Source organism: Candidatus Binatia bacterium (genome assembly GCA_036504975.1).
Classification (GTDB): Bacteria; Desulfobacterota; Binatia; order UBA9968; family UBA9968; genus JAJPJQ01.
On the sequence record DASXUF010000088.1, the window covers coordinates 47,608 to 60,767 of the forward strand.

Below are 13,160 nucleotides of genomic sequence, written 5' to 3' on the forward strand. Positions count from 1 at the left end.
AGCACGGCGAGAATGTAATCTTCCGGAGATATTTTTCTTGCAGGTTTCATCGCGCCACTTCCTTCGGAGGCGTTCAGTCTAAGGGTAGATAACAGCCTGCCGTCTGTCAAGCTTCAATCGTAATTGTGTCCCTGAAACTAAACCGGCTGAATAGGCCGCAACATTATTCCTCACTGCCCCGCGACCTGGCTGCGACGGCCGAACCACCAGAACGCGACGATCAGCGGCGCGAGCAACACCGTCATGAGCAAGGTCACCGCCGATGCCTTGTTCATTCCGCCAGCGTACCAGTAGCTCCAGATGACCGCCGGAAAAGTAATGTTGTCGTGCACGCCGAGAAACACCGCGACGGTCAGCTCGCGATAGACCAGCAACGCCGTCCAGATCCACACGGACAACAGCGTCGGGCGGAGCAACGGCAACAGCACGCGCCGCGCGGTGCGGAGCGTAGAGAGGCCGGAGACGAACGCGGCCTCTTCAAGCTCCTTGTGAATCTGCAAGAGCGAGCCGTTGAAAGCGCGCGTCGCGAACGCCAGCCGCGCCGCAACGTAGACGACGGCGATCAGCCAGACCGAACCGTAGAGCGGCACATGGTCGCCCAGGACAAAGAGCGCGAGCAGCAGAGCACCGATCGCGAGAATCACTTCCGGCAGCGCCTGCGGGAGGAAAGCGCAAAATTCGAGCGCGTAGCGCGCGCGGCTCCGCGAGCGCACCACCAGCCAGGAAATCGAAAAAGAAAAAAGCAGCACGAGAAGCGGGACGACGAACACCAGCAGCGCCGTGTTGCGCGCGCCGCGGAGCACCAGCTCCCAGTCCATGTTGTAAAAGTGCTCCAGCGAAAGCTGCCGCATCATCTCGGCCGACGGCGGCGCGAAGTAAGGCGTCAGCGCCGCGTAGGCGATGAGCAGCAGTGGCAACAGCTTGGAAACGAACGCGTACAAGCCGATGAAGCACCAGCCGGCGATCGTCCAGCCGCCGAGCTGGAGCAGCGCGGGACGGTAGCCCTTGCCCGTCACCACTTCGAAGCGGTGGCCGCTGCTGAGCACCCGGCTATACAAAACCGTGAGCAGACCGGCGACGACGATCATGAAAGTTCCGACCGCGCCGGTGATGCCGTATTCAGGGAGCCCGCTCCCCTGCGGGTGGACCTTGATGTAGATGAAGGTGCTCAGCATGTACACGCGGTTGCCGAGGCCGAGAATCGCCGGGATATCGAACGTGGCGATGCCGATCGTGACGATATAAATCACCGCGGCGAGAATGCCCGGGAGCGCCAGAGGCAGAGTGACCCGGCGGAGCGTTTTGCCGAAGCTCATGCCGTGCACGCGCGCCGCTTCTTCCAGCGTTGGGTTCATCGCGCGAAACATCTGCGCCGTGAGGATGAACGTCACCGCGGCGAGATTGAGCCCCTGGACAAACCCCATGCCGATCGGCGTGGCGATATTGATGGGCGCGTTTTCGAGAGCGAACAGATCGACCAGCCAGCGGTTCAGGAATCCGATCCGCGGATGGGCGATAAACGTCCATCCCATCGCCGTGTAGATGCCTGGGATCAAGAGGCCGAGAGTCATGACGGCGTAGATCAACGTCTTGCCTGGTATGGTAGTTCTCTCGGCCAGCCATGCGATGGGAAGACCTATGAGGAGCGCGACGCACGTCGTCGTGAAAGTGAAGATCGCAGTGTTCCAGAGCACGCGATAGAGAAACGGATCGGCGACGATGCTCGCGTAATTTTCCAGCGTGTAGATCGCCTGGGCCGTGCCCAGGATGCCGCGCTGGATGCTGACCCAGAGCATCACGGCGACGAGGACAAGAATGACAACGATCGGCAGCGCCGCGAGTCCGAGCAGCGCGGGGGAGGTTTGCAGTCTCCAGGCGAAAGTGACCGGCAGCTTGAGTGCAGCTTGCTTCATGGAAGTGCTGAGTGCTGAGGACTGAGTGCTGAGTTACGGAATATTCAGTCTCTCACCTCATTGCTCAGCACTCATTGCTCAGTCCTTTTTATTTTCCGCCTTCTCTCAGAATCTTCTCCAGTTCCTTCTGCATCTCCTGGTAGCCCTTGAGCGACCCGAGCCACTGCGGCGTGTTGACGACGACCTTGCCGCCGGCGGCGCGGACCGCGTCCACGTCTTTCTTCATGTGGGAATCGGGAAAGAGATGCAGATCCAGGCCGTCGTGCTTCCAGAGCAGGGCTTGTCCTTCGGGCGTAAGCAAATAGGACGCGAACAGGGCGGCTGCGTTCGGCGATCGAGAATTCTTCGGCACACCGCCGTATCTCATATGAAGGATCGTGCCTTCCTGAACCACCGTATGGGCGAGCGGCGCGCCTTTTCTTTGCAGCACCGTGGAATCGTTGCCGCCGCAGGTCAACACGAGCATGACGAATTCCCCGCTCGTGAGCCGCTCCGCTTCGCCGCAGCGGGTGAGCCCGCCGATCTGCTGAGAAAGTTTTTTGGTGAACTCGACGATGTATTCGCGTCCCAAGAGTCCCGGCATCGCGAGCTCGCGCATCCCCGCCGCGTACGGCGTCGAAGCGATCTTCCCCTTCCACTTGGGATTGAGAACGTCCTCCAACTTTTTCGGCACGTCCGCTCCCTTGACGAAGTTCGTGTTGTATTGGATGCCGACGACCGCGGTGGCGAAAGCGACGCTGCTGGGATCGGACGCGATTGCGTCGAATCCGGTCTCGCCCGGCGGGCGCCGGTCCAGAATTGCCGCCCATTCCACGGGCTTCAGCACCTGGCTCTTCTGCGCTTCGAGCATCGCCTGGGCGTTTCCCAGATAGACGTCGGTGCTGGCCGGCTGCCCCGCGGCCGCCTCCTGCACGATGCGCACCATCAGCGCCTGCATGTCCGGGCCCGGCGTGAACTGGCCTTTGAGGTTGAGACCGTATTTCTTGTTCATACCGGCGACGATTTCCGCGAAGCCTTCGCTGCCGCCGTAGCTGTTTTGCGACCACTGGCCCCGGATCGTGCCTTCTTTCTTTGCGCCTTCGATCGTCTGCGCGAGCTGGGCGGGGGCCGCCGCGCGCGCGGGCAGCGCTAAAGTCAAAAAGACCGACGCTGAAACCGTCGCGGAAATCAGCATCCGTTTTGCGCTATGACGTTGTGCGGACATACGGAAGCCCTCCTTAATAATCAGTGCGTTCTGGCGGGACCTTATCGCGAAGGCGGGCGGGAATGCAACGCTCGCTTAACCGGCTGTCGTGAGGGAAGCCAATGGCTGCGCGGCAGCTTCTTCCCGGCCGATTCGATGACCGGCGGAAAAAACCATCACGTCGTCAGGATCGACATGGATCTGTACGCCGCCGCCGGAAGTCACGGCAACGGTGCGGCACTTTCCCGCAAAAAGATGGTCGCCCACTGCGACATGACAGATCAATTGGTCGCCCAGAAACATGCTCGAACGGAGCGTGGCCCGAAAGGCATTCGCTGCGGGATGAGAATTCTGTTCCAAAATCGCGACGCATTCAGGACGAAACCCGAGAAGGACCTCGCCTGTGGCGATGGCGACTCCGTTGAAGCGCAACGGTCCGATCGGCGTCTCGGCCAATCCGGGCTGCGTGATCGTTCCCTTCACCCAGTTGATTAGACCGAAAAACTCCGCCACCTCGGCTCCGGCCGGATCGCGGTAAAGCTCCGTCGGAGATCCGACCTGGAGGAATTCTCCCGCCTGCATCAACGCGATCCGGTCCGCGATCGCCATCGCCTCGACCTGGTCGTGCGTCACATAAAGGACCGTGGAGCCGAGCTGCTTGGCCAGCTCGCGGATTTTCCCCCTCACCTCTTCACGCAGGCGCGCGTCGAGGTTGGAGAGCGGCTCGTCCATCAGAAGAATTCTCGGATTGACGGCGATGGCGCGCGCCAGCGCGACCCGCTGCTGCTGCCCGCCGGAAAGCAGCGTCGCCGGACGGTCGGCGACTTCTTCGAGCTGGACCAGACGGAGCGCCTCGCGCGCGCGGCTAGCGACCTCGCTCCGACGCACGCGCTGCGCCCCTTCGGCGAGAGGCAGCGCCACGTTTTCATACACTGTGAGATGGGGCCACACGGCGTAGGATTGAAAGACCATCCCGAGCTTGCGCTGCTGCGGTGGAATCCACGTCGGCGGATCGTCCGCCGAAACGACCTGGCCGGCGATGCGTATCGCGCCTCGATCGGGAAGCTCCAGGCCGGCGACCGAGCGGAGTAGCGTCGTTTTGCCCGAGCCGCTGGCGCCGACGATGACGAAGAATTCGCCCTCGGCGACTTCGAAACTTAGATCTTTGATGGCGGCTACCTTGCCGCCGCTGACGGCGAACTGTTTGGTGAGATTATGTACCGAGATCATCGCGCCGCTGTGTATCTCATCGCAGACTTGCGACTTGGCTATTTTATAACTTCCTCGCCCTCCTTCGGAGGGAGAGGATAGAGGTGAGGGTGGTGCGCACGCATGTAACCCTCACCCTCGCCCTCTCCCGTATCGGGAGAGGGAACCGGAGGACACGTGCGCAACGACATTGTGGTTCAGCCTATGTGTATTTCGCGCCCGGGAGTGGGTTGGCCATAGCCTCTTCTAGCGTCTTAGCGCGCGCCCACTCGTTGGACGGCCGGCTCTTGCCGTCGGCGCCGATTTGATCCATCGCGGCATAGATCTCGATCTTGTAGCCGTCGGGATCGTAGAACTCGACGCCCGGATTGCCGCCCGGCCCGCGGCGCCCTTCGTAAAAAATCTCGACGCCCTTGGAACGGAGAAAATCGCGAACCTTGAAAAGCTCCGAAACGGTCGCGACCTCGAGCGCCATATGGTCGAAGCCCACCTGCCCGCGCTTGGGCAGCTCGTTTTTCTCCTTGGCTTGGATCAGCGCGACCGTGTGATGGTCCGTCGCGTTGCGAAAAAACATCATGCCGTTTTCGTTCTTATCGGAGAATTTAAATCCCATGATCTCGGTCCAGAACCTGGTGCTGCGCTCGATGTCGCTCACGCTCAACACCACGTGACCGATCTTCTTGATTTTGATCGGAGTCGTCTCTTGAGCCGCCTCCGAAGGTTGTAAATGAACATTTGCGCTCGACATATGTGCCTCCTTGACAGAACGTTTGCGAAGCCTCCGAGATTCTTCAATAAGCAGCGCTGCTTGTCAAGCTAGCTCCGCGTCAATAGATCGTCCATCACCAGGCCTCCGCTAGCTTTTCAGGGCCTATAAGGGTGTGATAGGAGGGGGCTGGAAAATTTATAGGTCGGCCATGGATTTCCGCCTGAGTCCGGAAGAAGAAGCGCTACGCCGAGAGGTTGAGGAGTTTGTGCGCGAGGAGCTTATCCCGTTGGAGCCTGTTTTCGACGGCGCGCCCGATATCTTTGAGGGAAGTCGCTGGAAAAGCCGGGCTAAACTCAGCCGCGACCCGGAGGTACAGCGCTACATCGCCATCATGGAAGGGCTGAAGAAAAAGGCGGAAGCCAGAGATCTTTGGCATCTGGACGTGCCAAAGAGGTACGGCGGGCGGGAAGTCAGCAACGTGGCGATGATCGCCGTCACGGAGGAGTTGGAAAAGGCATCGGTGCCCTTCGAACTCGGCAACCATGTCTCCAATATTCTTTACGCCTGCAAGGGCGAGCAGGTAGAGCGCTTTCTGCTGCCGTGCATCAGGGGAGAGAAGACCGCCTGCTTCGGCCTCACGGAGCCTGGGGCCGGTTCCGATCCTTCAATGATGGCGGCCACCGCCACTCCCGACGGAGACTATTTCGCGATCAACGGAACCAAGATGTTTCCCACGTTCGGCGACGTCGCCGACTTTGTCCAGGTCTTTGCCAGATTGCCGGAAACGAAAGGGCGCGAAGGGGTCACCTGTTTTCTGGTGGACACGGGCCATCCCGGCTATCGGGTCGTGCGCAGCATTGAAACCATCGCGGGAAGCGAGCCCTGCGAGCTGGTCTTCGACAACTGCCGGGTTCCGAAAAGCCAAGTCCTGGGCGAGGTGGGCAAAGGTTGGGAGTTGAACCAAGCCTGGCTCGGCGCCCGGCGTTTTCAAGTTGGAATCCGCTGCCATGGGACCGCGCAGCGCGTTTTGCGCCGCGTCGGAGAGTTGCTCCGGCGAGACGCACGCGAACGCGAGAGCTTCTCGCCTTCTCTTGGCCACTTCTGGGGCGAGCTGCAGGCGCTTCGCAGCATCACCTATCATGGCTCGTGGAAGGCCGATCATGGGCTCGACGTTCGCTTTGAAGCGGCCTGCGTGAAGCTCTTCGGCACCGAGCTGCTCCACCGCGTGGTCGATTTTGCCCTGGAGGCAGCCGGTCCCGAAGCGTTCAGAAAAGAGCACGCCATCGCGCGCGCCTTCCGCTATGCCCGGCCGCGGCGGATCGTTGAGGGCGCCTCTGAAATCCAGCGCCACATGCTCCAGCGGGCGCTGTTTAGGGAAGGGATAGCGTGCATGGAATTGGAGTAGGGTATTCCTGACAGTGCAACACGAGAATTTACTCGCGCCAAGACGCCAAGAACGCAAAGTTAAAAGAAATTTTTCTTGGCGGCCTTTGCGCCTTTGCGCGAGATACTCCCATTTGGTTACGACGTAGCCGTCCTAGACTAGACCATGGATCTGAGATTGAGCGAAGAGGAAAGACTCGTCCGCGACACCGCGGCTCAGTTCGTAGCGAAGGAGCTGTTGTCGCGCGAGGGGGCGTTTCTCAAACAGAAGGAGGCTTTCGTCCCTCCCGGCGACCCAGCGCGAAGAGAGCTCGACGGCGAGATCAAAAAGTCTCTCATCGAGAAGGCGAAGCGCATCGGGCTCTGGGCTCTAGAGCTGCCCGAAACCGCCGGCGGATCGTATGTCGGGCAAGTCGCGCGAGTTCTCATCTACCGCGAGTTCGGCAGGACGGCGCTGCCGTTCGAGCCTCCTTCGATTCCAGCCGTAGTCGCGCGCAGTCCTTACGCGCTCAAGCTCGTCAACGGCGAGCTATCCCTCACGCTCGCTTTCGACGAAGTTCACAAGACGGGGAATTTGAGCGCGATCCGCGCCGCTTACCGGCGCGGCGCGGATAGTTATGAGCTTTACAGCGACGGCATGGACGTCATCCATCCCGACGCCGATCTCTTTCTGCTGCCGGCGGTGGAATATGAGGGCGGCGACGACGCCGGCGTTTTTCTCCTGGAGAAAAACGCGCCTGGAGTCCGGATCGAAGGCGACACCGACCTCACCGACGACCAGACTGTGGCGCGCCTTACGCTACATGCTTGCGGTTTGGCGAGCGATCGCTACGTCGGTACCGGCGAGGACGTCGAAGGAATCATCGCCTCGGAGCAGCTTCGCATCGCCGCCCGCTCGCTGGGCATAGGGATGCGCTGCCTGGACGACTCGCTCGAACACGCGCGCAACCGCGTCACCTTCGGCAGGCCGCTCTCTTCCAGGCAGGCGATCCAGTGGATGTTGGCCGACCTCGCGGTCGGTCTCCGCACCTGCACCTGGCTGACGCTGGAAGCGGCGTGGAAGGCGGACCAGGGGTTGCCTTACTTTCACGACGCGGCGTTAGCCAAAAAACGCGCGGCGCGAATGGCGTTCGAGGCGGCGGATACGGCGATCCAGATCCACGGCGGCTACGGCGTTGCCAAAGAATTCCCTTTCGAGAGTTTTTACCGCCAAGCGCGGCTGATGCGCCTGCTCTATGGACGGGAAGCGGAGATCGATAGGAGGATGGGAGAGGCGAAATTCGGAGTGGAGGACTCCCTCACCCAACCCTCTCCCTGAGGGAGAGGGCAAGGGTGAGGGTTGGCTGATGGCTAATTGCTGAAAGCTGAGGGCAGAGCGCAGAGAGGAGAGAGACTTGAGGCGGAAGCGAGTTTGTTTTGTCGGTTACGGTTCGACTGAATATTCGCGGAAATCCGAGGAGTCGCAACTCGGTCATTATGCGACGGCGATTCGCGCTGCGTTGAATCAGACCGGCCTCAACAAGAAAGACATTCATGGGCTGTCGATCACGACCCAGGCGAGTCCGGATACCGCGCCGCATGTGGCGGAGCAGCTGGGTTTTGAATTGGATTGGGTATTGAACGCCGATTACGGTGGCGCCGGCGGGGTCGGCGCGGTGCGGCGCGCCGCGGATGCCATCGAATGCGGCCATCTCGACGTCGCGCTATTGGTCGGCGGCAATTCTTTCGACCGGAGCGTGGCGCACCAGCGGCCGTTGGAATATCAGCGCGGCAATTTTGTCGATGTTTACGGCTACGGCGGTCCCAATTCCTTGATGGCGCTGATCCAACGGCTGCACATGGAAAACTTCGGTACCACGCTGGAGCAGATCGGTAAGATCGCCATGGCGCAACGCTTCAACGCGATGAACAACCCGCAAGCGCTGTTTCGCGAGCCGATGACGATCCAGGACTATCTCAACTCGCGGATGATCTCCGATCCGATCCGGCTCTTCGATTGTGTCATGCCATGCTCGGGCGCGGAATGTCTGGTTCTCGCCTCGGAGGAGAAAGCGAAGCAGATCACCGACAAACTCGTTTATTTAGTTACGGACGCCGAGAAGGTGCATTATCAAGTCGCCAACATGCTGCCGGAGAAGACTACATTCGGGATGAAAGTGGTGGGCGAGAAAATCTTTTCCGAAGTGAAACGCGAAGATATCGATCTCTTCGAGATTTACGACGACTATCCGATCGCGGTGATGATCCAGATCGAAGATCTCGGCTACTGCGAGAAGGGCGACGGCGGCAAATTCGCCGACGCGCATGATCTGACTTACAACGGCGACTTCCCCGTGAACACGGGCGGCGGTGAATTGTCGGTCGGTCAGGCGGGTCTCGCCGGCGGCTTTCTCCACGTCGTCGAAGCGCTCAGGCAACTGCGCGGCGAGGCTGACGGTCATCAAGTCAAGAAAGCGGGGCGCGCGCTGGTCACGGGCATCGGCTGGCTCAACTACGGGCGCAATCTCGGCACCACCGCCGCGCTCGTCATGGAAAGGAGAAAGTAATGGCTGAAGCAAGAGCGCCGCAAAAAAGTTTGCCGAAGATCAATCCCGTCGACCGGCCGTTCTGGGAAGGGGCGGCGAACGGAAAGTTTCTCCTCCAGAAATGCAAGAGCTGCGGCAAGGTGCAGTTTTTTCCGCGCGTCGCCTGCGTCGACTGCTTCGGCGAATTGGACTGGATCGAGGCGAAGGGCACCGGCAAGATCCATACTTTTACTCTCGTGCGAGTGCCGCGTAACCCGGCGTTTAAAGATGAGCTGCCGATCTATTACATCAACGTGATCTTGGATGAAGGAGTCATTATCGAGAGCCGCTTACTCGGCGAAAATAAGGAAAATATAAAAATCGGCGACCGAGTAAAGGTGCGCTACGAGCAGACGCACAATCCGGAGATCAAGCTGCCGTGCTTTGAGCTGACGTAAGGGAATTTTGGATTTTCGACCTCTGGTGAGCGTAGCGAAGCAAATCGGCCTCACGGTTCCGCCCAACGTGCTGGCGAGGGCCGACAGAGTGATGCGGTGACCGAACAATCCAGAATCGAGAGATCCACGAATCAGAGCGCTGGAAATTGGACCCGTAGTGGTTGAAAGTGGCCGGTTGAGTGTTTTACCTATTCGGACTAGACTACGAAATAGTTCGACTATTTCGGAATAGAGTCCTGGCATGGAACCGATCAAGAGACTGCTCGAAATGGCTCTTCCCCCAGGACAGTCGGCGTTTCTTTGGGGCGCAAGAAAAACCGGAAAATCGACCTATTTGAAAAAGCAGTTTCCGCGGAGTCTGGTCTTCGATTTTCTCGACACCGATTTGGTCTTGGAATTTTCCAAGCGGCCGGCGCTCTTGCGGGAACAGTTGTTGGCACAGCAAAGCACCATCCTGAAGCATCCGATCATATTGGATGAAGTGCAAAAGGCGCCGCATATTCTCGATGAGGTTCACTGGCTGATAGAGAATAGAGGGCTGCAATTCATACTGTGCGGGTCTAGCGCCCGAAAGTTGAAACGGGGCCAGGCCAACCTGCTGGGCGGGAGAGCCTGGCGGTTTGAAATGTTCCCGCTTGTGAGCGCCGAACTCAAGAACATCGAGCTACTGCGGGTGCTGAATCATGGGATGATTCCAAGCCACTATCTGGAGGATCGATACCAAAAATCGTTGAGAGCCTACACCACCGACTATTTGAAGGAAGAAGTCTTCGCCGAAGGACTGACGCGAAATATTCCGGCTTTTTCGCGTTTTTTTGAGGCGATGGGATACTCTCATGGCGAGTTGACGAACTTCTCCAACATCGCGCGCGAGTGTGGCGTAGATTCCAAAACAGTAAAGGAGTACTACCAGATTTTGGAAGACACGCTGTTGGGAATCATGATTGCGCCTTTCAAGAGGCGACAAAGCCGCCAGGTCATCAGCCAGGCGCCAAAGTTTTATCTCTTCGATGTCGGCGTCGCCGGAGCGCTTACCAACCGCCATCTGACCGAGGAGCGCGGCGAATTGTTCGGCAAGGCCTTCGAGCATTTCATCTTCATGGAAATCAGGGCGCACCGGTCGCTCAGTGAGTTGAACTACGCGATTAATTTCTGGAGAACCAAATCCGGTCTGGAAGCCGATTTCGTTTTGGGCGACGGTCAAGTGGCCATCGAGGTAAAAGGAACCAACAGAGTTGAACGGAGCGAGCTGCGCCCGTTGATGGCGTTCCGGGATGAGTATTCGCCGCGTCAAACCCTCGTTGTTTGCAACGAACGGGCGGAAAGAATCCATGAAGGGATCAGAATCCTGCCCTGGCGGGTTTTTTTGCGCGAGCTCTGGGAAGGAAAGATTATCAGTTGATCGACCAGTCCTTGCGCCAGTCGCACGGCCGAATCCCAGGGGTAACTCTCGTGCTTGAGCGGGCGAATACGGTGATCAAGTAAATCCATTTTGGATTTTAGATTGCCGATTTTGGATTAGGAGAAACACAAATGCACAAGAAATTTCGAATTCGGTTTGGTTTCTCTCGCTCCGATAATCGAAAATCCAAAACCTGTACTGAGTCCCATCGAAGTATCCAAAATCGAAAATTGGCGGGGATTCTTGCTCTCGCTGTCGCATGCGCGATGTGTGGGGCTGTGGCTCACGCGCAGCAGCCGAAGAAGGTCCCGCGAATAGGGTATCTAGCGTCGAGCGATCCAGCTTGTGATACCCGTGCCGAGGCAATTCGACTGGCTCTGCGCGAGCGTGGCTATATTGAAGGACAGAACATCGTCATCGAGTACCGATATGCTGAGGGGAAACGCGATCGGTTTCCCGAGCTTGCGGCCGAGCTGGTGCGTCTCAACGTTGATGTCATCTTAGTGTCAGGAGGGGACCTGATCATCCGGGCGGCCAAGAATGCGACCAAGACGATTCCCATCGTCATGGTGGGTTCTAGGTCCGACCCTGTCGAGGCAGGCCTGATTGAGAGCCTTGCCCGTCCCGGCGGCAACGTCACCGGCCTTGCAAGCCTTTCCAGAGATCTAAGCGGAAAACGGCTGGAGCTGTTCAAAGAAGCTGTTCCCAAAATTACTCGTGTTGCGGTTCTCTACGATCCGGCCGTTCCGGCCAGTGTACTAGACGTGAAGGAGGTTCTCCCACCCGCAGCGCGTGCGCTGCGATTGACTCTTCAGCCTTGGGAGGTACGCAGCGCGGACGATTTCGAGGGGATATTCGCTGCGCTAAACAAGGAGCGCCCGGATGGACTCTACGTGTCCTCGGGCCCGCTAATGCGTGCTCACCAAAAACGGATTGTCGGCCTTACGCTAAAGAGCCGATTGCCGTCGATGTACTACGACCGAGAATTTGTAGATGCCGGCGGGCTCATGTCCTACGGGGCGGACATCGCGGAGAGCTACCGGCGCGTCGCTTATTTTGTGGACACGATCCTGAAGGGAGCCAAGCCTGCCGATCTGCCGGTGGAGCAGCCGACGAAGTTTGAGCTGGTGATCAATCAGAAGACGGCGAAGCAGATCGGCGTTACGATCCCGCAGTCGATGCTGTACCGGGCGAATAAGGTCATTAAGTAAGACAATAGACGTAAGGCGTGAGCAAGGGGTAAGGGGTGAGGCGACATAGAACGATACTTCGACTAGGCTCAGTACAGGTTTTGAATTTTGGATTAGGAGAGACACCATGCAGAAGCGCCTGCTGAAGATAACGCTCGTTCTGTGTGCTTTGGTGTTTTTTCCTTCTCTGCTCTTTGCTCAAGCCAAAGCTTTGCGAGAGCTGAATGTCGCCTATCCTCTCGGCGGCTCGACCAGTTATTTCTGGGTGGCGTATCGCTCCGGCGCGTTCGAGAAACATGGCTTGAGGCTCAAGCCGATTTATATTCGCGGGGGCGTGATGGCCGTGCAGTCCCTTCTTGCCAAGGAAGTGCTCATCGAGATGCAGGGGGGATCGTCCCCCATCAGCGCCTGGGCGCAGGGCGCCAAAGAGCTGACCTTTATCGGCGCGGTCGGGAATCGCCTCGACTACGTTCTGGTGACGGTCCCGTCGATCAGAAATGCGGAGGACCTCAAAGGCAAAAGAGTCGGCGTCAGCCAGCTCGGGGCCAGCTCGGATTTTATCGCCCGCTATGCGCTAAGGAAGTTGGGGTTGAACCCGGAGAAGGATGTAACGATCGTCGGGGCCGGCGGCGCGGGAGAGCGGTTTGCGGCCGTGAGCGGCGGGCATCTTCATGCGACGGTCGTCCAGCCGCCTTTCACGCTGCTGTCGCGCAAAGCCGGTTTTCCGATACTGATCGACCTCTCCAAGGAGGAGTTCGAATACATCATCGCCGGCCCGCTCACCACGCGATCCTTCATTCGCTCGGACAGAGAAGCCGTCATGAATTTCATGCGCGGCCTCGCCGATGGCATGGACTTCTATCGGGACGAGAAAAACAAGGACAAGGTCAGCAAGTTTCTCGGCGAGTACTACCGGTCCAACGCCGTCGAAGAGCTGGAGGAAACCCGCAGGGCGTATAGCCAACTTACGCCGGGCCTGCCGCTCATCACGGCCAAGTCGATTGAAAATTATATCGCCAACGACCGGGTACTCTCGACCATGAACCTCAAGGCGGCGGATATTCTCGACCTGTCGTTTCTGGAGAAACTCGAGGAGGAAAGAAAAACCAAGGCGCGTTAGAGACAGGGAGTCGGAGATCGTGACTCGCGCCAAGACGCCAAGAACGCCAAGTTCAGAATTGTTTTCCCTTTGCGGCCTTTGCGCCTTTG

General features: G+C 58.7%; 11 protein-coding genes. 7 read left to right on the top strand and 4 right to left on the bottom strand.

Annotated features, from left to right (window positions below; translation table 11 throughout):
* Window positions 1-170 precede the first annotated feature (170 nt).
* The 4 genes from VGL70_11535 to VGL70_11550 all read right to left on the bottom strand — a co-directional run bounded on the left by VGL70_11535 (window position 171) and on the right by VGL70_11550 (window position 5,053).
* The gene (locus VGL70_11535; protein ID HEY3304154.1) at window positions 171-1,913 is read right to left on the bottom strand and encodes an ABC transporter permease subunit; all 1,743 of its coding nucleotides are present in this window, start codon (window positions 1,911-1,913) and stop codon (window positions 171-173) included.
* 88 nt (window positions 1,914-2,001) lie between these two features.
* On the bottom strand, window positions 2,002-3,117 hold the full coding sequence (locus VGL70_11540; protein HEY3304155.1) for an ABC transporter substrate-binding protein: 1,116 nt from the start codon (window positions 3,115-3,117) through the stop codon (window positions 2,002-2,004).
* A 75-nt stretch (window positions 3,118-3,192) separates the two neighbouring features.
* Complete coding sequence (locus VGL70_11545; GenBank protein ID HEY3304156.1) at window positions 3,193-4,326, bottom strand: ABC transporter ATP-binding protein; 1,134 nt, start codon at window positions 4,324-4,326, stop codon at window positions 3,193-3,195.
* A gap of 181 nt (window positions 4,327-4,507) precedes the next feature.
* A complete protein-coding gene (locus tag VGL70_11550; GenBank protein ID HEY3304157.1) occupies window positions 4,508-5,053 on the bottom strand; it encodes a VOC family protein in 546 nt (181 codons plus the stop codon).
* Between the two features lie 169 nt (window positions 5,054-5,222).
* Here VGL70_11550 and VGL70_11555 point away from each other — a divergent pair, with 169 nt between their 5' ends.
* The 7 genes from VGL70_11555 (at window position 5,223) to VGL70_11585 (ending at window position 13,071) form a co-directional block, all read left to right on the top strand.
* Window positions 5,223-6,419: an acyl-CoA dehydrogenase family protein gene (locus VGL70_11555; protein HEY3304158.1), complete on the top strand. Its 1,197-nt coding sequence runs from the start codon at window positions 5,223-5,225 to the stop codon at window positions 6,417-6,419.
* 144 nt (window positions 6,420-6,563) lie between these two features.
* Window positions 6,564-7,715, top strand: coding sequence for an acyl-CoA dehydrogenase family protein (locus VGL70_11560; protein ID HEY3304159.1), 1,152 nt, complete (start codon window positions 6,564-6,566; stop codon window positions 7,713-7,715).
* Window positions 7,716-7,791: 76 nt separating this feature from the next.
* A complete protein-coding gene (locus VGL70_11565) occupies window positions 7,792-8,943 on the top strand; it encodes a thiolase family protein (GenBank protein HEY3304160.1) in 1,152 nt (383 codons plus the stop codon).
* Window positions 8,943-9,359 (top strand): Zn-ribbon domain-containing OB-fold protein, encoded by a 417-nt coding sequence (locus tag VGL70_11570; protein ID HEY3304161.1) that lies wholly within the window; start codon window positions 8,943-8,945, stop codon window positions 9,357-9,359. Before VGL70_11565 ends, VGL70_11570 begins: the two co-directional genes overlap by 1 nt.
* Before the next feature lie 241 nt (window positions 9,360-9,600).
* Window positions 9,601-10,761 carry an AAA family ATPase gene (locus tag VGL70_11575; GenBank protein HEY3304162.1) on the top strand — a complete coding sequence of 387 codons (1,161 nt, stop codon included), beginning with the start codon at window positions 9,601-9,603 and terminating at the stop codon, window positions 10,759-10,761.
* A 131-nt stretch (window positions 10,762-10,892) separates the two neighbouring features.
* The gene (locus VGL70_11580; GenBank protein ID HEY3304163.1) at window positions 10,893-11,972 is read left to right on the top strand and encodes an ABC transporter substrate-binding protein; all 1,080 of its coding nucleotides are present in this window, start codon (window positions 10,893-10,895) and stop codon (window positions 11,970-11,972) included.
* Window positions 11,973-12,078: 106 nt separating this feature from the next.
* The gene (locus tag VGL70_11585) at window positions 12,079-13,071 is read left to right on the top strand and encodes an ABC transporter substrate-binding protein (GenBank protein ID HEY3304164.1); all 993 of its coding nucleotides are present in this window, start codon (window positions 12,079-12,081) and stop codon (window positions 13,069-13,071) included.
* The last annotated feature ends 89 nt before the right edge of the window (window positions 13,072-13,160 follow it).